20 protein-coding genes are annotated in these 21,341 nt (G+C 68.2%); 5 read left to right on the top strand and 15 right to left on the bottom strand.

Going from position 1 to position 21,341, the window contains the following annotated elements:
• Positions 1-2: 2 nt before the first annotated feature.
• From ACWEWT_RS00940 to ACWEWT_RS00965, 6 genes are all read right to left on the bottom strand, one after another.
• Entirely contained in the window at positions 3-953 is a 951-nt protein-coding gene (locus ACWEWT_RS00940) for a phosphotransferase family protein (protein WP_452554836.1), read from the bottom strand.
• Positions 950-2,158 (bottom strand): acyl-CoA dehydrogenase family protein, encoded by a 1,209-nt coding sequence (locus ACWEWT_RS00945; RefSeq protein ID WP_452554838.1) that lies wholly within the window; start codon positions 2,156-2,158, stop codon positions 950-952. The genes ACWEWT_RS00940 and ACWEWT_RS00945 overlap by 4 nt, the downstream gene beginning before the upstream one ends.
• A 14-nt stretch (positions 2,159-2,172) precedes the next feature.
• Entirely contained in the window at positions 2,173-3,324 is a 1,152-nt protein-coding gene (locus tag ACWEWT_RS00950; protein WP_452554840.1) for a thiolase family protein, read from the bottom strand.
• Positions 3,321-3,695: a Zn-ribbon domain-containing OB-fold protein gene (locus tag ACWEWT_RS00955; RefSeq protein WP_452554841.1), complete on the bottom strand. Its 375-nt coding sequence runs from the start codon at positions 3,693-3,695 to the stop codon at positions 3,321-3,323. The genes ACWEWT_RS00950 and ACWEWT_RS00955 overlap by 4 nt, the downstream gene beginning before the upstream one ends.
• A 36-nt stretch (positions 3,696-3,731) precedes the next feature.
• A complete protein-coding gene (locus tag ACWEWT_RS00960) occupies positions 3,732-4,520 on the bottom strand; it encodes an enoyl-CoA hydratase/isomerase family protein (RefSeq protein ID WP_452554843.1) in 789 nt (262 codons plus the stop codon).
• 100 nt (positions 4,521-4,620) lie between these two features.
• Positions 4,621-5,763, bottom strand: coding sequence for an acyl-CoA dehydrogenase family protein (locus ACWEWT_RS00965; protein WP_452554845.1), 1,143 nt, complete (start codon positions 5,761-5,763; stop codon positions 4,621-4,623).
• Positions 5,764-5,856: 93 nt separating this feature from the next.
• Between ACWEWT_RS00965 and ACWEWT_RS00970 the strand changes: the two genes are divergently transcribed.
• Genes ACWEWT_RS00970 through ACWEWT_RS00980 form a run of 3 tightly spaced genes read left to right on the top strand, consistent with a single transcriptional unit; the run spans position 5,857 to position 7,678 of the window.
• Positions 5,857-6,237: a nuclear transport factor 2 family protein gene (locus ACWEWT_RS00970; protein WP_452554847.1), complete on the top strand. Its 381-nt coding sequence runs from the start codon at positions 5,857-5,859 to the stop codon at positions 6,235-6,237.
• Entirely contained in the window at positions 6,234-6,611 is a 378-nt protein-coding gene (locus ACWEWT_RS00975) for a hypothetical protein (RefSeq protein ID WP_452554849.1), read from the top strand. The genes ACWEWT_RS00970 and ACWEWT_RS00975 overlap by 4 nt, the downstream gene beginning before the upstream one ends.
• Before the next feature lie 47 nt (positions 6,612-6,658).
• On the top strand, positions 6,659-7,678 hold the full coding sequence (locus tag ACWEWT_RS00980) for a zinc-binding dehydrogenase (RefSeq protein WP_452554851.1): 1,020 nt from the start codon (positions 6,659-6,661) through the stop codon (positions 7,676-7,678).
• Between the two features lie 38 nt (positions 7,679-7,716).
• Here the strand turns inward: ACWEWT_RS00980 and ACWEWT_RS00985 are convergent, their stop codons facing one another.
• The 7 genes from ACWEWT_RS00985 to ACWEWT_RS01015 form a co-directional block, all read right to left on the bottom strand.
• Entirely contained in the window at positions 7,717-8,490 is a 774-nt protein-coding gene (locus tag ACWEWT_RS00985) for a MerR family transcriptional regulator (RefSeq protein WP_452554852.1), read from the bottom strand.
• Positions 8,491-8,557: 67 nt separating this feature from the next.
• Positions 8,558-10,069, bottom strand: a complete 1,512-nt coding sequence (locus ACWEWT_RS00990; RefSeq protein ID WP_452554854.1) for a flavin-containing monooxygenase — start codon at positions 10,067-10,069, stop codon at positions 8,558-8,560.
• Positions 10,070-10,080: 11 nt separating this feature from the next.
• On the bottom strand, positions 10,081-11,004 hold the full coding sequence (locus ACWEWT_RS00995; protein ID WP_452554856.1) for a ferritin-like domain-containing protein: 924 nt from the start codon (positions 11,002-11,004) through the stop codon (positions 10,081-10,083).
• Position 11,005: 1 nt separating this feature from the next.
• Complete coding sequence (locus ACWEWT_RS01000) at positions 11,006-11,899, bottom strand: SDR family NAD(P)-dependent oxidoreductase (protein ID WP_452554858.1); 894 nt, start codon at positions 11,897-11,899, stop codon at positions 11,006-11,008.
• A 1-nt stretch (position 11,900) separates the two neighbouring features.
• Complete coding sequence (locus ACWEWT_RS01005; protein WP_452554860.1) at positions 11,901-12,884, bottom strand: alpha/beta hydrolase; 984 nt, start codon at positions 12,882-12,884, stop codon at positions 11,901-11,903.
• 148 nt (positions 12,885-13,032) lie between these two features.
• Entirely contained in the window at positions 13,033-14,766 is a 1,734-nt protein-coding gene (locus tag ACWEWT_RS01010; RefSeq protein ID WP_452557619.1) for a GAF domain-containing protein, read from the bottom strand.
• Positions 14,767-15,065: 299 nt separating this feature from the next.
• A complete protein-coding gene (locus ACWEWT_RS01015) occupies positions 15,066-15,932 on the bottom strand; it encodes a universal stress protein (protein ID WP_452554862.1) in 867 nt (288 codons plus the stop codon).
• 326 nt (positions 15,933-16,258) lie between these two features.
• Between ACWEWT_RS01015 and ACWEWT_RS01020 the strand changes: the two genes are divergently transcribed.
• Positions 16,259-17,053, top strand: coding sequence for an SDR family NAD(P)-dependent oxidoreductase (locus ACWEWT_RS01020; RefSeq protein ID WP_452554864.1), 795 nt, complete (start codon positions 16,259-16,261; stop codon positions 17,051-17,053).
• A 12-nt stretch (positions 17,054-17,065) separates the two neighbouring features.
• Here ACWEWT_RS01020 and ACWEWT_RS01025 read toward each other — a convergent pair whose 3' ends face one another.
• Both ACWEWT_RS01025 and dinB read right to left on the bottom strand, forming a co-directional pair.
• On the bottom strand, positions 17,066-19,180 hold the full coding sequence (locus ACWEWT_RS01025) for a neutral/alkaline ceramidase (protein ID WP_452554866.1): 2,115 nt from the start codon (positions 19,178-19,180) through the stop codon (positions 17,066-17,068).
• Between the two features lie 127 nt (positions 19,181-19,307).
• Positions 19,308-20,591, bottom strand: coding sequence for a DNA polymerase IV (gene dinB / locus ACWEWT_RS01030; protein ID WP_452554868.1), 1,284 nt, complete (start codon positions 20,589-20,591; stop codon positions 19,308-19,310).
• A gap of 328 nt (positions 20,592-20,919) precedes the next feature.
• On the opposite strand from dinB, the gene ACWEWT_RS01035 reads away from it, so the two are divergent.
• On the top strand, positions 20,920-21,315 hold the full coding sequence (locus tag ACWEWT_RS01035) for a RidA family protein (protein ID WP_452554870.1): 396 nt from the start codon (positions 20,920-20,922) through the stop codon (positions 21,313-21,315).
• The last annotated feature ends 26 nt before the right edge of the window (positions 21,316-21,341 follow it).

Below are 21,341 nucleotides of genomic sequence, written 5' to 3' on the forward strand. Positions count from 1 at the left end.
CCTCAACCGGCGAGCAGCGCGGTTCCGGTCTCGATGAGACGGTCGATGGTGGCGGGCAGCTTTTCCTGGTCCGGGTCGAGGTGGCGGCCCTCCCGGTGCCGTCGCAGGTTATGCCCCATGATGGCGGCCATTTTCAGTCGGCCGAGGGCATCGAACCAGGTGAGATCGGGTAGCGCGGGCCCACCGGCGCGATAGCGGTCCACCAGCTCGGCGGCACTCGGCAGACCGGGCACGATACGGCCGACCTCGGGAAAGTTGGTGCCGTCGGCGAAGACGAGGAACCAGCCGAGTTCCACCCGGGGATCCCCGGCGCTCCAGATCTCCCAATCGATCAACGCGACCGGTTCGGTACCGGCGGCGATGATATTGCCCAGCCGGTAGTCGCCGTGTACCAGGGTGGGGGCCAGTGGTTCCGGGATCCGGTTGCCGAGCAGTTCGAGTAGCCGAGCTCCTCCGGTGACCAGTTCCGGTGGTACCGCACCCAGCGTGCGGGCCCAGCGGGCGAGCTCGTCGGCCGGGGTCAGGGCACCGTCGATACCGGGGACGGTATCGAGGGCGACCGCGTGCAGCCGGGGCAGCACCTCCGCGGCGCGGCGCATCCGGGCCGCGGCGGTATCCGGTGCCACCGCCGGATCGTCCAGGACCGGTTCCAGCGATTCCCCGGAGACGAATTCCATGGCGAACCAAGCGGGTTCGCTGTCGTCCTCCACCACGATCCGCGGTACCGGGACCTCGGTCGGTGCCAGCGCCCGCATGATCCGGGCCTGACGCAACATATCGTGGCGGCCGATCGCCGCGCGTCCCTCGGGCACCGCTTTCACCACAAGGGTCCCGCCGGTGGTCTCCGCGCGATAGGTCAGTCCCGAATGTCCGCCGGGCAGCCGCTCGAACCCGGTGAGCGCGGCTCCCGACTCGGCGGACAACCATTCGCGGACACGGTGTTCCAGGGTCATGGGCGCGGCTCCTTGGGCAGGCCGAGCACCCGCTCGGCGATAATGTTGTGCTGGATCTCGTCGGTACCGCCGGCGATGCGGTAGCCGGGTGCGCCGAGGAGGTGCTCGGTCCAGGCGAAGGTCCCCCAGCGTCCCGAATCGGCGACCAGATCGCGGCCCAGCAACAGCCGCACGACCTCCGAGGTCCGGGCCATGGTGTCGGTGGCCAGTAGTTTTCCCGCCGACGCCTCCGGTCCGGGATCCCGTCCGGCGACCACGGCCGCGGCGACCCGCATTCCCGCGACCCGCTGTACATAGCTGCGGGTGACCAGGTCGGCGACCCGGTCGCGTTCCAGTTCCGATAGTTCGCGTCCCAGATTGCGGGCCAGGGCCACCGCCCGGTCGGCATTGGCCAGGCCGAGCGTCGCGCCGTCGAGGCGTTCGGCGGCGAGCACTGTCAGTGCCACCGGCCAGCCCTTACCGACCGGTCCGAGACGCAACTCGTCGGCGAGTACGACACCATCGAGATAGACCTCGTTGAACGCACTACCGCCGGTCATCTGGCGGATCGGCCGGACGGTGACACCCGGCGCGTCCATCGGGACCAGGAATACGGTGAGCCCCGCGTGTTTGGCGGCCGTCGGATCGGTCCGGCAGACGGCCACCCCCAGGTCGGCGACCCGGGCACCCGAGGTCCACACCTTGTGACCGTCGAGGGTCCAGGTCCCGTCGGGGTTGCGGGTGGCCCGGGTACGTACCGCGGCCAGGTCCGAGCCCGCTTCGGTTTCGGAGAAGAGCTGGCAGGCGATCAGATCGGTGCGCAACATGGCCCGGATATAGCGGTCCCGTTGTTCCGCGGTACCCCACTTCGCGAGAGTGGGAGCGACCAATTGCTGGGTCACCGAGAACATCTCGGTCCGGCGCGGTACCTCGAATTCCGCTTCGGCCCGGCGGAACGCGAGCACATACGACATCGGCAGCCCCCGTCCGCCGTATTCGGCGGACCAGTCGAGCGCGCCCCATCCGGCATCGAACTTGGCGCGTTCGTAATCGCGGATGATATCGGTGTGCCGGCGTTCTTCCGCGGCGGTCCAGTTCTCGAATACGGCGACCGAATCGTCGCCGTGACCCCATGCGGCCGCGGTGCGGGGCGCGGCGACCCCACGCAACCAGACCCGGGCGGAATCGGTGAACTCCGCGAGATCCGGCAGAGTCTGTGTACTCATGTGCTACCTCGGACTCAGATCGAAAGAACTGTGCAGGCGCTGATCCCGGGGGCGCCGTAGACGTGGGTGAAACCGGTACGCGGACGGGTGGGTACCTGCCGGTCGCCCGCCTCGCCGCGCAACTGGGTGACGATCTCGTGGACCTGCCGCAGTCCCGAGGCGCCGATGGGTTCGCCGTTGGCGATACAGCCGCCGTCGGTATTGATCGGCAGCCGGCCGTCGATCTCGGTGGCGCCCGCGGCGATCAGCTCCTCCTGCGCGCCGTGCTCGCAGAACCCGCATTCGGCCATATGCATGATCTCCGCGCCGCTCTCGGTGTCCTGGAGTTGGGCGACGTCGATATCACCCGGCCCGATCCCGGCCTGCTCGAAGGCCGCCGCGGCCGCGTCGGCGCTGACACTGGTCGGTTCTCCCGTGCCCTGTACCGCGGGACCGAACACCTCGAACGATCCGAAGCGGCGGGTGCGATGGCTGATCGCCCGCAGCCGCACCGGGCGGCCACCGAGCCGCCGGACAGCGGCCGCGCTCGCCACGACCACGGCCGCGCCACCCTCACCGGGGGAGCAGAACATGAACCTGGTGAGCGGATCGTTCACCATCTCCGCCGCGGCGATCTGTTCCGCCGGAATCGGTTCGCGCCGCCAGGCATTGGGATTGCGGCTGCCGTTGCGATAGGCCTTCGCCGCGACCTCGGCCAGCGTTCGGGCGGAGATATCGTGCTCGCGCATATAGCGGCCGATCTTGGCGCCGAAGTACTGCGTGGTCACCATGAGTCCGGCCGAACCGTAACCCGCGGGCAGGCCCCAGTCGGCGGGGTCCGGATCGAACGCGCCGCGCGGATGTTTGTCGAAGCCGACCGCCAGCGCGATCTCGGCGGCACCGGAACGCACCGCGTTGACCGCGGCGAACAGGGCGCTGCCGCCGGTGGCGCAGCCGTTCTTGACATTGGTGAACGGGATACCGGTGAAACCGAGGTCGGCGACCAGGGTGTCGGCCAGCCCGGAACCGTCGCTGCCGCCGTAGGCCACCTGGATATCGGGCCAGGTCAGCCCCGCGTCGGCGACTGCCGCCGTGATCGCCTCCACCGCCATCTGCCGGCCGTTGACCCCGGGCCGGCGGCCGAAGCGCGACAGTCCGCTGCCGATGATCGAAACCTGATCCGTCACCGGGCCGCGCTCCGCTCGGGCGCGATGACGGCGAAACGGGGGACCGGTGCGACCGCGACCAGTCGTACCGGCGCCCGGTCCAGGGCGGCGAAATCGTCGCAGTCGAGGATCGCCTCGATCTTGATCCCCTCGGGGAGTTCCACATAGCCGACCGCGTACGGGGCGAAACCCTCGGCGGGAACGACATACGGTGGCGATTTCGGTGGGAACCGCTGGACGGTATGCGCCCAGACCACCCCCTCATCGCTCAGCGTCAGCGGATCGGCCGTCGGCCGGGCGCAGCGCGCGCAGATCGCGCTCGCCGGAAATCCGACCGTTCCGCATACCCGGCATCTGCTGCCTTCCAGCACCGGATTCACCTGCTCACCCATGTCGTTCCTTCCGAAAGCTCACTACCGGTGGACGATTCAGCGACCGACCCATTTGGGTTCGCGCTTCTCGAGGAAGGCGTTGACGCCCTCACGCGCGTCCTCGGACTGCAGGGCGTTGCCGACCGCCAGGTGTTCCATCACCATCAGCGACTGGATATCGGCGTCCAGACCGCGGTCGATCGTCATCTTGGTGAGCTTCATGGCGAACGGACTCTTATCGACGATGGGCGCGATGAAATCGGCCACCAGGGCGTCGAGTTCGGCGGCGGGCGCGGAGGCGTTGATGAGATCGAAGTCCTCGGCTTCCTTGCCCGAGAGCAGTTTGCCGGTGAGCATCAGCTCCTTGGTCTTGCGGATACCGATCATGCGGGGCAGCCGGTAGATCGGGCCCGCGCCACCGAACAGCGCGCGGCGGATATGGAAATCGCCGATCTTGGCATCGTCGGCGGCGACCGCGAAATCGCAGGAGATCATCAGTTCGAACCCGCCCGCGGTGACATAACCCTCCAGTACCGCCACCGAGGGGGTGTTCATGGAGTAGAGGCGGTCGCAGACCTTCGCCGAGAGCACCGCGACATCCATCGCGTTGGTCTTGCCGACGTAGTTCTCCCGCAGTTCGTCCAGGTCGAACCCCGAGCAGAAGGTGTTGGCCCGGCCCCGCAGCACCAGAACCTTCAGGTCCGGGTCGTTGTCGACCTCCACGATGATCTCGTCGAGCCGGTGCAGCAGCTCCACGGTGACCGCGTTCTTCTTGTGCGGGCGGTTGAGCCAGACTCGCGCGATCTCGCCGTCTTTCTCCAGGACGATGTGGTCGGTGTCAACCATCTCGGGCCTCTTTCATGTCCGTTATTGAACTGGATTCACTTCAGTTGTACTCGACGGTGCGGAGCGCGTCAATACGGATTTCCGCATCGTTTCCGGTCGGTCAGATGCCGATCAGATCGGCGATACGTGTGCGATTAGCGCGCGAATCACCCTGTGTCGCTTCATTTCCGAATGCTCTGCGGAGATAGGAGTGCACCGGATGCTCCCAGGTGAAGCCGACGCCGCCGTGTAATTGCACCGCCTCCGATGCGGCCAGTACGACCGCGTCGGTGCATACGGCGCCGGCCACCGCGACGGCGAGGCGGGCCGATTCGGGATCCTCGGCGTAGACCGCGGCGGCGTAGCGCGAGGCCGATCTGGCGCGTTCCGACGCGACGAGAAGATCGGCCAGCCGGTGTTTGATCGCCTGGAAGGATCCGATCGGCCGGCCGAACTGATACCGCGTACCGACGTAGCCGACGGTGAGTTCGAGAAGGTGGTCGACGATGCCGGTGTTCTCGCACGCGAGGGCCAGCGTGGCCAGGTCGTGCAATCGGGCGGTCTCCGGCCGGGTGGATTCCGGGGTGGTCAGGGCTACTGCCGGACAGTTCCGTACGGAGAGATCCGCCTGACGGCGGGTGGGGTCGAGGACCTCGCGTGGCCGGCGAGTGGTCTCCGGCCCGAGGCGTAGTACGAAGAGCCGTCGGCCGTCGGATGTATCCGCAGAGGTCACTGCGAGATCGGCGGTCGCCCCGCCGGGTAGGTGCGTGATGGATCCGTCGATCCGCCAGTCGTCCCCGTGCTGCCGGGCATGTAGTTCGTCGGTGTCGGGGCCGAGCCCGCTCACTGTGATGAGTAATCGGCCGGCGAGTACATCGGGCAGGAGATCGGCGGTCTCGGCCGGGGCCGTCAGTAGTGCTCGGGCGCCGAGTACCGCCGAAGCCAGGACGGGCTCGCAGACCAGCGCCCGGCCGCATTCCTCGAGTACGATCGCCAGTTCCGTGGTGCTGTAGCCCAGTCCGCCGAACTCCTCCGGGATCGCGAGGGTGGTCACCGCCATCTCGTCGACGAGTCGCCGCCACAGCGGCTCGGAGTATCCGGTCTCGGAATCCGCCGATGCGCGCACCTGCTCGATACCGCTGTACTTCGCGAGTAGTGCGCGCAGTGTTTCGCGCAGTTGTTCCTGCTCCGGTCCGGGGGTGAGTGCCGCCGGTTCCGCCCGTGGCCAGGGGGCCTCGGCGACGGATGCTGAGGTCGGGGACATGATTCTCCGCTTGACTTGAATTCGATTCGGTTATGGGGAGCGTAGCGGGTTCCGGTCTCGACAAGAAGAGGTTTGCTGAACTAAGTTCATTTCATGAGTTACCTGATCGAGGATTACTACGCGATCGTGGACAGCGGCAGGTTGCGGGACGCGGTGGCGTTACTGGCCGATGATGTGGAATTCGCGATGATCCTGCCCGCGGGTGTCAAACGCGCTCGAGGCCGCACGGCCATGTTCGACTACCTCGACGGCCGGCCGCCGGTGAACCGCAAACACGTACTGTCCCGGGTGGCCGCCGCCGGCGATATCCAGTTCGCCCACGGCGCGGTCACCGAGAACGACGCCGTGACCACCGGCTATTTCGTCGCCGCGATGCATCTGGACGCATCCGGGCTCGTCGACCGGTATCAGGTCACCTTCAGCCCCGATTTCGCGCTCGTACCCCGGTCGGAGAACGAAGGAGAACAGCGATGACCACGGAGGTGGCGGTACTCGCCCGCTGGTTCGGCTATATGGATTCCGACGATCCCGACCGGGTGCTCGGGATGATCTCCGACGATTTCACCATGTCGGTGCAGTTCTCCCAGGGCGCGGGTAAGAGCGCCGAATTCGTGGGGGACCGCGCAGGTCTGGTGGCCTATCTGGCGCAGCGCGAGAAGAGCACGCTGGTCCATCACATCGATGTGGGCGCGGTGGTCGGCGATTGCGAACTCGTGCTCGGCCGCACGACTCGCGACGGTGCGTTCGAGGCCTCGTTCAACGCCACCGCGCAACTCGACGCCACCGGTGCGGTACGTCGGCTGCTCATCGCGCGGACCCCGGAGGTCGACTTCGCCCGTCCGGCATAACGGGCCGGGTCGCGTGCGGCCGGCCGAACCCTACGAGGAGGACCACGATGAATCGCCGGCTCTGTCTGGCCCGACGACCGGCCGGGAAACTGAGCGTCACCGATCTCGCCCTGATCGACGAACCCGTGCCGGTGCCCGGCCCGGGCGAGGCACTGGTACGCAACACCTGGCTGTCCATCGACCCGTCGATCCGCATCCGGCTGGCCGAGACCACCCCCGACGGATACCTGCCACCGCTGCGGCCGGGTGATGCGCTCGGCGGGCTCGCCCTCGGTATCGTCGCCGAAACCCGCAACCCGGACTACGCCGTCGGCGATCTGGTGTCGCATACGCTCGGCTATCGCGAATTCGCGGTAGTGGGAGACAGTTCGCAGACAATCGGCGGCTACGGTGCCCCGACCCGGATCGATGCCGCTGATATGCCGCCGCAGTGGTTTCTCGGCCCGCTGGGCAGCGCAGGGCTCACCGCCTACGTGGGTCTGGTGGAGATCCTCGAGCTCACCGCCGCGGATACCGTATGGGTATCGTCGGCCGCCGGTGCGGTGGGCGCGCTGGCCGTGCAACTCGCGGCGTTGCGCGGCGCCACGGTCCTCGGTTCGGCGGGCCATCCGGACAAAGTCGCCTACCTGCGCGACGAATTGGGTATCGCGGCCTTCGACTACCACCGCCCCGCCCTCGCCGAATCGCTGGCCGCCCTGGCACCCGACGGGATCGACGCGTATTTCGACAATGTCGGCGGCGATCATCTGACGGCCGCGCTCGACGCGCTGCGCCCGCAGGGCCGGGTGGCGCTGTGCGGTGCGGTCTCGGGTTACGACGGCGCCGCCCCGGCCGGACCGCCGAATCTGTTCACCATGGTGGCCAAGGGATTACGGATGCGGGGATTCCGGGCCGGTTCCTTCAACCATCTCGCGGAGCCGATGCGCGCGGAAGTCGCCGGTCATCTCGCGGCAGGGCGGCTGGTCCACCGGGAGACGGTTTTCGACGGTATCGAGCAGGCCGCCGCGGCTCTGGTCGCCATGCTTTCGGGCGCCACGACCGGAAAGACGTTGTGCCGCTTGGCCTGAGAAGGCGGTGTCCTATCGGCCGGGCGCGGTCCGGCCGGTCAGCTGTCGCGCTGGGCACCACCCGTGCGCTGGGCGCGCTCGCGTTCGGCGGCAGTGGCGAGGTAGTCGCCGAGTTCGCGGCGCAGCGTCGCGTCCAGCGAACGGGCGAGACTGGTGTGCACCGCCGCGACACCGAGCCCACGCATGGTGTTCAGCATCCGGGTCGTCGCGGCGATCTCGTCGTTGGAACCGGGGAGCCAGCCCGGTCCGTGCTCGTCGACGATATGTTTCTTCGCCGCGTTGATCAGCAGCGCGCTGATATCGTCGATCCGCGTCGCCACTTCGGCGTACACCGAGATGAGCGTCCCCAGTTCCACCCCGTATTCGTGGAGTTCGGTGAACGAGGTGAGCAACTGGGTATCGGTGATCACCACCGTCTCACCGTCCACCCGGACCAGTCCCATCCGGCTCAGCTGCGCCACGAGTTCCTCGGTCTGCTCACCGAGGATGGTGGCGAGCAGTTCGCGGGGCACCTCGAAGGTCTCCTCCTCCGACCAGTTCGCGGTGACGGCGTGCTGTAGGCCCAGGACCTCGGTGAGATCCTTGCCGGTCTCCCAGCTGGTGATGAAATCGGCGATATGCGCGGTGGTGAAACCGCGTTGCAGCAGGGCGTCGATCAGCCGCAGCCGTTCCAGATGGGAGTCGTCGTAGATACTGGCCCGGCCGTCCCGGTCGACCGGGGGCGGCAGCAGGCCACGTTCCTGATAGGCGCGGACGTTACGGGAGGTGGTGCCCGCGGCGCGGGCGAGATCGTCGATCCGGTATCGCGCCATGAGTCCGCACCTCCCTCGCCCGCCTGCGCCGGTGGTCCCGGCTCGAGAATCCGAGTCTAGCCGCCGGCTACGAGACCGATGCGACCGTCGGCGCGATCCGCCGATCCGCGGCCACCACCGTGTAGTCGTCGAGATCCACGTCGCGCAACTGATTGCGGTACTGAGTGGCGAATCCCGGGTACATGGTCGCGTTGAACCCGTCCTCGGTCAGGTACCAGCTGCGGCAACCGGAATTCCAGGTGGTCGCGCCGAGCCGGCGCTGGATGGCCGCGTTGTAGCGGTCCTGGCGCTCCCGGCGCACATCGAGTATGCGCAGATCCCGGTCCAGGATGATGCCGATCGCCCGGACCAGGTAGTCGATCTGCGATTCCATGTACACCAGTGCCGAATTGTGCCCGGGTCCGGAATTGGGCCCGAAGGTGAGGAACAGATTCGGAAAGCCGGAGACGGTGACACTGCGGTAGGCGAATGCGCCGCGCCGCCATTCGTCGGCGAGGACCCGCCCGTCGCGGCCGGTGATCGGGATCGGCGTCCCGGTCTTGGACACCTCGAATCCGGTGGCGAACACGATGCAGTGGGCGCGATGCTCGACACCCTCGGCGGTGCGGATCCCGTCGGGTGCGATCCGGGCGATCGGCCAGGTGATCAGCTTGCAGTTGTCGCGCTGGAGCGCCGGGTAGTAGTCGTCGGTCATCAGCAGCCGTTTACAGCCCGCCCGGAAATCAGGGGTGAGCTGGCGGCGCAGCCACGGATCGGCGACCTGGCGGCGCAACTGTGCCCGGCCGACCAGTTCGACCACCCGGGTCAGCGGGGTGTTCCAGACGACGCCGAGCGCCACCGATTCGTGACCGTAGAACCACGCCTGCCGCGCGAGTGTCTCCGCGCCGGGCACATACCGGTAGAGCTCCCTGGCCAGCGCGCCGGTCCGCCGGTTCACCCGGGGCAGCACCCAGCCGGGAGTGCGCTGGAAGACTTTCACCGCACCGGCTCGTGCCACGAGTTCGGGGATGATCTGCACCGCGCTGGCCCCGGTGCCGATCACCGCGACCCGTTTCCCGGTGAAATCGTAGTCGTGGTCCCAGCGGGCGCTGTGGATCTTGTGGCCGGTGAAGGTGTCGAGGCCCGGAATATCCGGGTATCCGGGTTCGGTGAGCGGTCCGGAAGCCAGTACCACCGCCCGGGCGCGAACCGGCTCGGCGCCCGCGACGGAGATCTCCCAGGTACCGGTGTCCTCGTCGAACACCATCCCGGTGACGGTGTGCCGGAACCGGATATGCCGGCCGATCCCGGATCGCGCGACCATCGATTCGATGTACCCGAGGATCTCGCCACTGCCGGAATAGGTGTGCGACCAGTCCGGGTTCGGCGCGAAACTGTACGAGTAGAGGCGGGAGGGGATATCGCAGGCGGCGCCGGGATAGGTGTTGTCGCGCCAGGTTCCGCCGACGGCGTCACCGCGTTCGAATACCGCGAAATTCGTGATACCCCGGTCCCGCAGCCGGATGGCGGCGCCGATTCCGGCGAATCCCGCACCGATCACGGCGACATCGAGCGGGGCTGTGCTGCTGGTGGTGGTCATGGGCTTCCTCGTCACGCGGCGGGGGTATAGGTGATTTCCTTCGACCACGACGGGTCCTTGCGCAACAGCCGCCGCGGGATCTGCCCGGTGATCTTCACCAGCGTGTCCGCGAGCAGATGGTAGGGGTGGCCGCGATCCACGACCCAGTTGCCGTGCATCTTGACGATCTGGTACATCGGCAGCCGCCGGGCGAATTCGCTGCGCTCGCCGACTCTGCGGTAGCGCTCGAGCGCCGAGTACAGCTTCTTCTCGTCCACACCCATCGCGACGATGTTGTCGCGCATCTTGTTCAGCAGCGGCATATAACTGAGCACGCCGATGAGGAACGTCGGTTTCACCCAGCCGCCGACCAATTCGATGAGCAGTTTGCGCATCTCCGCATGGCCGAGTACATCCATCACCGCGAAATCCACGGCCAGATGGCGGGATTCGTCGGCGTTGATACGGCGGAACGCCTCCTGGCAGACCGGGTCCTCGATCTCGTCCATGATGAACTTGACCAGGGCCCCGTCCAGGGCGACCTCCAACATCGGGATCACGGTCCCGAGGAACGACAGCGACATATCGTCGGCGTACTTGTCCAGGAAGTCGATCACCAGTTTGACATTGATATTCGGCTGCGGGATCTCGTCGCCGTCGAGCATGCCCCAGCGCCGCATCAGTGCCAGTTCGGCATTGGCGTGCTTCTGCTCCTCGGCGTGGAAGTACCGGTAGATCTCGCGCAGTGTTTCGTCCGGGGCCTTCTTCGCCATCGCGGCGAAGCCGCGCGCGCCGACGTTCTCGATCCACATCAGGTCCGACATGAACGGTTTGAGGCGCGCGAGCTGTTCGGGGGTGAGGGTTTCCGCACCCGGTGCGTCCCAGTCGATATCGGCCAGCGCCCACTGGCGGTCCTTGATCTTGTCGAGCATATCCTCGAAGTCCATGGTCGCCATCTCAGACTCCTGTTCTCTGCGGGGTGGTCGGTGCGGCGGATTCGTCGTGCGGCAGCAGTCGTTCGAGTAGGCCCGCCGCGGTGGTGTACGGCCCTGGAAAAGCGCGTTTGAGCAGCCAGATCAGCTGCGCGTCCGGCTGCGGGAGGACATGCAGGCGGCCCCGGTCGTGTGCGTCGAGCGTGTGGCGGGCGACGCGTTCCGGGGAGAACCCGGTCCAGCGCATGAGGGCGGCGGCGAGGTCACGTGAGCCCGCGGTGATCCGCCCGTCTCGGGCCACGTTCGTCCGGACGAAGGTCGGGCACAGCACGGTGACCGCGATATCGGTACCGCTGAACTCCGCGGCCATCGTCTCCGAGAGCGCGAGCACACCGGCCTTGGAGGTGTTGTAGACCGCCATCGAGGGTGCGGCCGCGAAACCCGCCGCCGAGGCCACATTGATGATGCCGCCACGTCCGGCGGCCCGCAGTCGCGGTGCGAAGATCTCACATCCGTGCACCACGCCCCACAGGTTGATACCGAGCGCCCACTCCCAGTCGGCGAATCCGATATCGCCCACGGTCTTTCCGCCGATTCCCACACCGGCGTTGTTGATCACCAGGCTCACCGGGCCGTCGAGTACCGAATCGGCGAACCGGGCGAGGATCTCCATATCCTCGCGGCGCGCCACATCGCAGCGGAACGCGAACGCGACACCGGGATGGTCGCGTTCGATCGCGGCCACGGTCTCCGCCGCGCGGGCTTCGTCGATATCGGCGCAGACCACCCGGCCACCGCGGGCCGCGATCTCCCGGGCGAACGCGCGGCCGATACCGCTGCCCGCGCCGGTGACCACCGCCCGCGCGCCGCGGCTGCGTGGAGTCGAGCGCAGCGGCAGCAACGAGTCGAGTCCGAACATGTCAGCTCACTTTCTGTGGGGCGCGTGCGGACAGGGCCGTGCGCAGGAAGTGCGCGCTCCGGTCCAGCGCGCTGTCGGCTTCGGGGCTCAGCCGCGGCAGCGCCTGGAAGACGTGCACCTGTCCCGGCCAAATCTCGAGCGTGCAGTCGCCCCCGGCGGCGCGGACCATCTCGTGCAGGTGACGGGCGTCGGCGCTGAGCATTTCCGCGCCGCCGGCCTGTACGAGGATCGGTGGTAACGCCGTACCCGCCGCGACACCGAGCCGCAGCCGGGGTGCGTCGTCGGGATGACCGCGGGTGTAGGTGCGGGGGAGTCGGCGGGCCGCCCGGGCCGAGATCACCGGGTCGCGCCGCCGGCGTTCCTGTTCGGCGGCGAGCGTGAAGGTCAGATCGATCAGTGGGGAGAACAGGGCGACCGCGGCCGGTTGCGCGGCACCGCGGCGCGCATTCTCCAGCAGCAGATCCAGCGTCAGATGTCCGCCTGCGGAATCCGCCGCGATCACCGTATCGTGCGCGGCGACGCCCTGGTCGAGCAGCCAGCGGTACCCGGCGGCGATATCGTCGGCGGCGGCCGGGAACCGGTGCTCGGGTGCGAGCCGGTAGTCCACCACGAAGACCGGCAGCCCGGTCCGCCGCGACAGGCGCGAGGCCAGCCCGCGATGGGTGCGTGCGGAGCACAGCACATACCCGCTGCCGTGAACGTAGTAGATCGCCTGTGCGCCGAACGGTACGCCGGGAGCCCGGACCCATTCGCCACGAACGCCCGCGGCGCGGACCTGTTCGACCTCGGTGCCCGCGACGGGCGGTCCGCCGGCGGCCATGATCGTGGCGATCAGGGTGCGGGCGAACAGGATTCCCGGCGGGTTCAGCGGCACGGCGCAGTTGAGCGGTCGCAGGCCGTATTCGGCGGCGGTTGCCGTCAGGCGCGAACGCAGTGAGGGCGAGCCCGGCACGCCGGGTGGTGAGGTCCTCGTCGACCCAGTCATACGCCCAGAATCATTCACCAATGTGCCATTTGTCAATGGCGAATTAAACGCCGCCGGGAAGGCGTGAGGTGAGCACGGTCGTTCCGGTCACGCGCGCGGCGATATCGCCGCAGGTGGGAACCGGATGCGGTCGCCGGATTCCGCCGGCTCAGGGCAGCGGCACTCGCCACCGGATCGTGGTGCCGCCGTCCGGTGGCGTGAGGACTTCGCAGCGGCCGCCGGCCGCCTGCGCCCGGGCGGCCATATTGGCCAGTCCGCTGTTCCTGCGGTTCGTAGCGGGAATACCCGTTCCGTCGTCGACGACCTCCAGCGTGATGTCGTCGTCTACCCGGAGTTCGACCGAGAGCGTCGACGCGTGTGCGTGCCGGACGGCATTGCTGACCGCTTCGCGCAGCACGGCCTCCACATCGTCGGACAGCGGTGCGTCCAGTACGGCCACCGGTCCGGACATCCGCAGACTCGTGCGCAGCTGCGTATCGACGGTCATCTCGTCGAACAACCGGTGCAGATGCCGGCGCAGATCGCCGCCGGAGCCGTGCAGGTCGAAGATCGAATGGCGGATATCGCGCACGATGTGCTGGATATCGTCGATCGTGGCGTCGAGCCTGTCGCGGACCTCCGCCGTACCGGCCAATTGCCGGGTGCTCTGCATGGACAGCCCCACCGCGAACAGCCGCTGGATCACATGGTCGTGCAGATCGCGCGCGATCCGGTCGCGGTCGGCCAGTACATCCATTTCGCGCATCCGGCGCTGATTCGCCGCGAGTTGCAGTGCCAGCGCGGCCTGATCGGCGATGACGAGCATCATGGTGCGCGCGTAATGGTCCAGCTGCCGCGTCGCGGGCGGCCGGACCACGGTGAGTACCCCGATCGGGGTGCCACCCGCCCGCAACGGCAGCACCAGGGTCGGGCCCGGATCACCGAACGCATCCGGCGGCGACGGGTGATCCGGCCGTTCCGCGGCCACGGGGCGGCCTTCCCGGAAAGCCCGGCCCGAATCCGAACCGTGCAGGGGGATCGGCTCGCCCGTCAGTTCGGCGGCCCCGATGCCGGCGGCGGCTACGACCACGAGATCACCGACCTGCTCGCCCGGGGTCCCGGGATCGGTCGGCAGCGCGATGAAGGTGAACGCCGCCTCCGTCAGTTCCAGCGCGCGAGCGACGACGAGGTTCAGGACATCGTGCGGCTCACTGCGTTCGAGCAGTTCGGTGGCCACATCCTTGGTGGCCTCCAGCCAGCGCTGGCGTACCCGCGACTGTTCGTAGAGGCGCGCGTTCTCGATGGCGATACCGGCGGCCGCGGCCAGGGCCTGCACCACGACCTCGTCGTCCTCGGTGAACGGGGAACCACCGGATTTCTCGGTGAGATAGAGGTTGCCGAACACCTCGTCGCGCACCTTCACCGGGACACCCAGGAAACTGCGCATCGGCGGATGCTGTCGTGGGAAACCGACCGAGGACGGGTGCTCGGACAGATCGGTGAGACGGATGGGTTCGGGTTGCCGGAAGAGCAGGCCCAGCATGCCGTGACCGCGGGGCAGATGCCCGATCCGAGTCCGCGTATCGGCGTCGATGCCCTCGTGGACGAATTCCGCGAGTTCGTTACCGGTCGGCTCGGTTTCGCGGACACCGAGCGCTCCGTATCGCGCGTCGACCAGTTCGATCGCCGATCGGACGATGGTCCGCAGCGTTTCGTCCAGGTCCAATTCGGCGGTGATCACCAGCATGGCCTCGATGAGCCGGTCCATCCGATCCCGAACGTCGATGATCTGGGCGATCCGGTCCTGTACCTCGAGGAGTAGTTCGTGTAATCGCAACTGGGACAGAGTCTCGGCCACCGGGATGCGCTCCGTCCTACCCGCCGCCGTCCGCTGATGACCCATGACCCCACCCCCGCTGGTGACCGAATGACCATATTGTGCCATCAGCCGTCCCGGTCCCGGAATCACCGTGCGAATCACCGCATCACTGGTCAGGACTGCTTCCGGTATCCACGGTGGACCAGGGCCCGCGAGGCGCTGCAACGCCCGGTCCTCGCTGGGTCCGGCATGATCGGCTCGGCCGGGAACAGGCGGTGCCGAACCCGGCGACGCCCGTTCGGACGCGAGAATCGCGTCGTCGCGCGGCACGGGTACGGCGGGTTTGTGGCAGAGGGCTTCCCGAGGCGCGGGAGCGCCGGCGTTCAGGTGCGGGGACGGGTGAGCATCACCGGAACCCGGGCGCCGTGCAGTACGGCCTGCCCGACCGACCCCAGGGTCATACCCGCGAAACCGCCCCGGCCGTGGCTGCCGACGATCACGAGCTGGGCGCGGTCGGCCTCCTCGAGAATCCGGCGGGCCGGCCGGTCCGCGGCGACGATATGGGTGACGGGTACATCCGGGTACCAGTCGGCGCGGGCCGCCAGGCTCCGCACCTGCAGTTCTCGTGCCTGTCGCTGCATCTCGGCGCGGGGCCGGTCGTGGAAGAACTCCGACCAGGTGGTGACCGCGATCAGGCCCACGCCGAGCCGATACGCCTCTTCGAAGGCGATTTCGACAGCCTCGGCGCTGCAGGCGGATCCGTCCACCCCGACGACGATCGGTCGTCCGGTGAGGTCGGGCGCGACCGGCCCGGGGTCGGGTACGACGGTGACCGGGCAGTGCGCGTGCCGGGCCAGCGCGGCGGAGACCGAACCGAGCAGGCCCCGCCCGATCGCCCCGAGACCGCGCGTGCCCGCCACCACCATCCGCGCGTCCTTCGAACGGCCGATCAACACCGTCGCGGGAGCGGGATCGGCGACCGTACAGGTGATCTCCAGGCCCCGGGCCTGTTCCCGGGCGGTGGCCGCGGCGGTGGCCAGGACGGCGTCACCGTCGGCGCGCAGCGCGCTGTTGTCGAATGCGACGACACCGAGCGCCGGCCCGAAATCGACAGGCGCGCCGACCGCGTACACCAGATGAAGCGGCGCCCGGTAGCGTGCCGCGGTCCGGACCGCCCAGCGCAGCGCCTCCGTCGCGGCGGGCGATCCGTCGATTCCGACGACCACCGGTGGGCCGGAGTGCTCGGTCACGGAGAGGCCTTTCGGTCGGCGGTCCCGGCGCGCCGGCGGCGGACCCGTACGTCTCGGGTCCGCCGCGGACCGGTGGTTGTCCGAGGCTAGCCAGTGGCCCGGCACCCCGGATGCGGCCGATGGTCCTCGTTCGGAGGGACCAAAGTCTCTCCGGTCCGGGAACGCGGCGGACCGATACGCGGGAACCGGCGACTGCCCGCCGATCGCACGACCCCGACGACCTTGCGGCCGGGCCCCGCGGTATCGAATGCTCCGGGGCGGTACGAGATGCCCCGGGCCCGCGTGGCATCGCCGGTCCCGGACCCTCATTGCGGCACGATGGGTCCATGCGTATCGACCTCTCCGGATGCACCGCGCTGGTATCGGGTTCGAGTCAGGGCATCGGGCTGGCCATCGCGGCCGCGCTGGCCCGGGCCGGCGCCATGGTAGTGGTGAACGGCCGGAGCGCCGAACGCACCGAACAGGCGCGGGAGTCGATCATCGCCGAGGTACCGGGTGCGTCGGTGCGCGCGGTGGCCGCCGATCTGGCGTCGGCGCCCGGGGCCGCGATGCTGGGGGAGAAGGTCCCGGAACTGGATATCCTGGTGAACAACCTCGGCATCTTCGAAGCGAAACCGGTCTTCGAGATCGACGACGACGAATGGCGTCGGTACTTCGAGGTGAATGTCCTTTCCGCGGTGCGGCTCATCCGGGTGTATCTCCCGGGGATGATGGAACGCGGTTTCGGGCGGGTCATGAATATCGCCAGCGATTCGGCGGTCGTCACACCGCTCGAGATGGTGCACTACGGCATGTCGAAAACGGCGCTGCTCGCGGTGACCCGCGGGTACGCGAAAGCCGCGGCCGGGACCGGGGTCACCGTCAATTCCGTGCTGGCCGGTCCGACCCATACGCCCGGTGTCGAGGAGTTCGTCCACGATCTGGTGGGCGCCGACCTGCCGTGGGACGAGGCCCAGCACCGGTTCATGCTGGAACACCGGCCGCATTCGCTGCTGCAGCGGCTGATCGAGCCCGCCGAGATCGGGAACATGGTCGTCTACCTGAGTTCGGAGCACGCGTCGGCGACCACCGGTGGCGCGGTCCGCGTCGACGGCGGCTACATCGATTCGATCCTGCCGTGAACCGCCGGCGACTCAGCTGATATCGAATTCGTTGCTGGTGCCGACGATCGGATGCAGCGTCCCGTCCGGTGCCAGCCGGTCCGCGTAATGGACGAACCGGTGCCGTCCGGTACCGGCATCGGCGGGGATATCCCAGGTGAAGCCGGCCACCGAGGTCGCGGGTGGGCGTTTGCTCCAGTGGAACCGGATATTCCATTCACCCTCGTTGGCGACCCGGACCCAGGTGCCGTCGACGAATCGCTGGACCTCCAGGAAGGTGCCGTTGCGGCGCGGATCGTGTTTGGGGTGGGCCGAGACGAATTCGACCGTTGCCCGGGCACCGCGAGGGTACGCGGCGGCGGGCTGGGTGAGCGTCGCACCGAAATCCTGCCCGGGTGGTGCGGTATCGGGGCCCGGGGGGAGGACGAAATTCGGCTGTAGCCGGGACAGGTCGCGCGGCGCCGGGCCGCGGTCGACAGCCGCGCCGGCGGCGAGAGCGGCGGCCAGCCGGGTGAACTCCTGCTGATACGCGGGCAGGGTGTTGCGGCCGTACAGGGTCGACGCGCCCTCGTACTGCTGCGCGTCGTATTCCTCGGGGGTGGTGACGTATTCGTGGTAGGCGTTGGCGTAGCCCTGCATCAGTACCCGGTCCAGCGCCACACCCAGCGCCTCGGCCACCGCCCGGCGGATACGCAGACCGGCCACGATGGTGAATTCGCCACCGGCAGCCGCCAGGTACAGATCGCCGATCCGCACGATCTGCACCGGAACCACACTGGGTACCCAGGGCGCCGGAGGCAGCAGCGTGAACGGCACCGCGACAGCCTTGGGAGCCTGGGCGTCGGCGAGCCAGGCCGGCACCGCCGGATGCGGATCGCCGAGGGATTCGAGGAACGGGTTGCGCACCCCTTCCCGGATCGGACCGCCCGGTAGGCCCGGCCCGTCTTCGACACTGCCGGCGAACAACGACACGCCCGCGGCGGGTGGTGCGGTACGGCCCGGTACTCCATCCGGCGTGAAACGGGTATCGACGGCGATATCGGAGAGATCGATATAGCAGAACACCGAGCCGATGGGGCCGCTGAGCTGCCGGGCGTCCGCCAGCGCCGCGCGGGAGGCGTCGTACTGCCGTTCGCCGATGATCCGGGTGTTGTCGAACTCGTCCTCCGTCGGTCCCGATCCCGGCGCCAGATTCAGGTTCGGCGACATATCCCCGGCATTGGTCTGGGCGAAGGCCGCGACGAATCCGGGTGTGCCGTCCAGATATCGGACGCCGTGGTCGGTGTGTTCGTGGGTGAACGACGCGTACCCCTTGTTGTCCGCGCTGATCAACCTGTTCTTGTTCGTCATCGAGGTGTTGTGGGTGGCGAACCAGGTGATCGCGCCGACCTGCCTGCCGCCCTTGGTGATCCCGAGGACGGTCACCGCCGGATCGACGGCTCCGGGAAAGTGGGCCCGGTCTTCGGCGGGATTGCGGTCGAAGGCGACCCGGGACCGATTGACGCTCGCATCGTGGAGTTCGGAGCGGCCCAGGGTGAGGGTCCCCGGCCCGAGATCGGCGTGCGCGGCGCTGATTGCCTCGACCAGGCCGTTGACCTCGGCGTCGTAGACCTGCTGCTGGAAACCCAGGATCGACAGGTTGTAGGCGTAATCGTGGGCGGCTCCGCCGCATCCCGCATGCGAATGCGTGGAGGTGAGCAGCACATTGTTCTCGGTGTAGAGGTCTCCGAAGCGTCGGGCCAGTTCGGTGAGTACCCCGTGGTGCACTGATTGGAAGATCATGGCGTTCTCCGCGACGGCGAAGACGATCCGGTGGTCGCCCGCGGCGAAAACGAAGGCTCGCGCCCGGGGCCGCAGATGGATTCCGGCGGTGGTCTGGTCCTGCTGGGAGTAGCCCATCATCCCGCATTCCGCTGCGGGCCCGGTGATATCGGAGATGCCGAGGCCGATCCGGTACACGCCGGAATCCGGTACCGCCCGGGCTCGGGCGCCGAGCGATTCGCCGAGTCCGGGCACCGTCGCGGTCGCGGCGCCGAGGACCAGGGTCCCGGTTGCCGCGCCCGCCAGCACTGTTCGGCGTGGCAGCGCTGTCCGCGGGACGGCTCGGCGGCCGGTCGCGGATATCCGGGGATCAGGGGTTGCTGCCATCGAGAGTCCTTCCTGTTCGAGTGGCAGCGAACCATAGAGTTGAACATACGTCCAGATTTCCCGGCGACGTGTCGGATCCGCCGAGCTCTACGGCGTCCTCCGCACGGGCGGGCGCGTGGACGGTGATTCAGTCGGGCAACAGCGGTACCGACAACCCCTCACCCCGGCCGAGGAGCGCGGCCCGGGTCACCGCGGCCGAACCGAACCGGCTGCGCAGATCGTCGAGTGCCGTGTCCAGCTCAGGTGGGGGTTCGTGGTCGAAGGGCAGCGCGAGCTGCTGGGTACCGGCGTTGTCGAGGTTGGTGAGCGATAACCCGATCAACGTGAGGCCGCGTTCGGCGATCAGTGGTTTCGCCGCGGCGAGCAGGCCGCGCGCCGCGCGCAGGATCGTCTCGGTGTGATCGGTGGCCTCGGCCAGGGTGTGCGACCGGGTGGCCCGGGCGAAATCGTCGAATCGCATGCGCAGCACCACCGTGCGGCAGATCCGGTCCGCGGCGCGCAGCCGCCGGGCGAGGCGGTCGGTCAGGCCGTGCAGATACGCTTCGATCTCCGCCGGCGGATGCGGGCGCCGCCCGAGCGCGCGCTGGGCGCCGATCGACCGGCGCCGCCGTCCCGTCTCGACCCGGCGCGGATCCCGTGCCCACGCCAGCGCGTGCAGATGCCGGGCCGCCGCCGGACCGACGATCGAGCGCAAACCGGCCTCGCTGTGGTCGGCGAGCTGACCGATCCACTCGATACCGTGCGCGTGCAGCGCGCTCGCGGTCACCGGGCCCACACCCCACAGCCGGTGCACGGGCAGCGGACGCAGGAATTCCAGCTCGTGCTCGGGTTCCACGAGTAGTAGCCCGTCCGGCTTGGACACCGCGCTGGCCACTTTCGCGAGGAACTTGGTGGCCGCGATACCGACCGAGATGGGCAATCCGACCTCACGACGCACCCGGGCCCGCAATTCGGTCGCGACGAATCGCGGTTCTCCGACGATCCGGTGCAGGCCGGCGACATCGAGAAACGCCTCATCGATGGAGATTCCCTCCACGACCGGGGTGGTATCGGCGAATATCTCGAATACCGCCCGGCTCGCCTCGGCGTAGGCCCGCATCCGCGGCGGTACGACGATCGCGTCCGGGCACAGGCGCAGCGCCTGCCCGATATTCATCGGTGTGCGCACCCTCCGTGCCTTGGCCTCGTAACTCGCGGCCAGCACCACGCCGCCCCCCACCAGGACCGGTTTGCCGCGCAATCGCGGCTGGTCGCGTTGTTCGACCGACGCGTAGAACGAATCGAGGTCGGCGTGCAGGATCGAAGCCTGCGCGCGGGCGGCGATCCGCGGTCGCCGCTGCCTGCTCGCGGAGTGTCGCGTCCGGCCCTCTATATCGCCATGAACTGGCTCTTCGTGACCGTATTCGAACATATGTTCACATTAGCAGGTTGGTTGGCCGCCGGGTATCGGGCCGGGCGGCCGATGTGGCGACAGGTCGACAGCGGCGGACGGAACCAGCTGGTGACGCGGCCCGAAAGCGGTCGCCGATCGATAGCTCGGGTCCGAGCCGGCCGGGGTGCGGATATGCTGCTGCGCTCGGTCCGGTCAGTGTTGTGGAAATGGTCGACAGCCGGGCGTATCGGCGTTCGGCAATTGATGCATTTGGTTGATCAAACAGCGGTAAGGATGACTTGAGCAGGGTTTTGTGCCGTTCGTAGTGTCGGTGGTCACAGCACAACGAGGTGGCCGAGGAGGCGCGATGTCGCGGCGACGCAGTATTCATATCGAGGGGTTCGCTCATGAGAATCCGGTTCCCGCGGCCTGTGTGATCGACAACTTGCTTTTCACAGGTGCGGTACACGGTGGGGGTCGGGGAAGTGATCCGGACCAGTTCTCGCCGGATGCCGCAACTCAGTGCGAGCGGATGTTCGAGCGGGTTCTGGGGATCCTGTCCGGTGCGGGCGGTAGCGCCGAGGACATCGTGAAGATATCGGTTCGTATCGCGTCGCCGGCGGTTCGGGAGGAACTGAACCGGGTGTGGGGTGCCGTCTTCCCCGACCCGGAGAGCAGACCCGCGCGGCAAGTGACGATCGGGACCACCCAGCCTCACATCCTCGTGCAGTGCGAGGTCGTGGGTGTGCTGTCCAACGCCTGATCGCGGTTCCGCGTCGGTGTCTCTCG

The sequence above is a fragment of the Nocardia sp. NPDC003963 genome (assembly GCF_053605105.1).

What these genes read in the sequence shown, in the direction of transcription:
- ACWEWT_RS00965 (WP_452554845.1), bottom strand. Translation starts at nt 5,763, where the DNA reads ATGTCCCCGACCTCAGCATCCGTCGCCGAGGCCCCCTGGCCACGGGCG.
- ACWEWT_RS01025 (WP_452554866.1), bottom strand. Translation starts at nt 19,180, where the DNA reads ATGGCAGCAACCCCTGATCCCCGGATATCCGCGACCGGCCGCCGAGCC.
- ACWEWT_RS01035 (WP_452554870.1), top strand. Translation starts at nt 20,920, where the DNA reads ATGTCGCGGCGACGCAGTATTCATATCGAGGGGTTCGCTCATGAGAAT.
- ACWEWT_RS00955 (WP_452554841.1), bottom strand. Translation starts at nt 3,695, where the DNA reads ATGGGTGAGCAGGTGAATCCGGTGCTGGAAGGCAGCAGATGCCGGGTA.
- ACWEWT_RS01010 (WP_452557619.1), bottom strand. Translation starts at nt 14,766, where the DNA reads ATGGGTCATCAGCGGACGGCGGCGGGTAGGACGGAGCGCATCCCGGTG.
- ACWEWT_RS00945 (WP_452554838.1), bottom strand. Translation starts at nt 2,158, where the DNA reads ATGAGTACACAGACTCTGCCGGATCTCGCGGAGTTCACCGATTCCGCC.
- ACWEWT_RS00980 (WP_452554851.1), top strand. Translation starts at nt 6,659, where the DNA reads ATGAATCGCCGGCTCTGTCTGGCCCGACGACCGGCCGGGAAACTGAGC.
- ACWEWT_RS00990 (WP_452554854.1), bottom strand. Translation starts at nt 10,069, where the DNA reads ATGACCACCACCAGCAGCACAGCCCCGCTCGATGTCGCCGTGATCGGT.
- ACWEWT_RS00970 (WP_452554847.1), top strand. Translation starts at nt 5,857, where the DNA reads ATGAGTTACCTGATCGAGGATTACTACGCGATCGTGGACAGCGGCAGG.
- ACWEWT_RS01000 (WP_452554858.1), bottom strand. Translation starts at nt 11,899, where the DNA reads ATGTTCGGACTCGACTCGTTGCTGCCGCTGCGCTCGACTCCACGCAGC.
- ACWEWT_RS00995 (WP_452554856.1), bottom strand. Translation starts at nt 11,004, where the DNA reads ATGGCGACCATGGACTTCGAGGATATGCTCGACAAGATCAAGGACCGC.
- ACWEWT_RS01005 (WP_452554860.1), bottom strand. Translation starts at nt 12,884, where the DNA reads ATGACTGGGTCGACGAGGACCTCACCACCCGGCGTGCCGGGCTCGCCC.
- dinB (WP_452554868.1), bottom strand. Translation starts at nt 20,591, where the DNA reads ATGTTCGAATACGGTCACGAAGAGCCAGTTCATGGCGATATAGAGGGC.
- ACWEWT_RS00975 (WP_452554849.1), top strand. Translation starts at nt 6,234, where the DNA reads ATGACCACGGAGGTGGCGGTACTCGCCCGCTGGTTCGGCTATATGGAT.
- ACWEWT_RS00960 (WP_452554843.1), bottom strand. Translation starts at nt 4,520, where the DNA reads ATGGTTGACACCGACCACATCGTCCTGGAGAAAGACGGCGAGATCGCG.
- ACWEWT_RS00940 (WP_452554836.1), bottom strand. Translation starts at nt 953, where the DNA reads ATGACCCTGGAACACCGTGTCCGCGAATGGTTGTCCGCCGAGTCGGGA.
- ACWEWT_RS00985 (WP_452554852.1), bottom strand. Translation starts at nt 8,490, where the DNA reads ATGGCGCGATACCGGATCGACGATCTCGCCCGCGCCGCGGGCACCACC.
- ACWEWT_RS01020 (WP_452554864.1), top strand. Translation starts at nt 16,259, where the DNA reads ATGCGTATCGACCTCTCCGGATGCACCGCGCTGGTATCGGGTTCGAGT.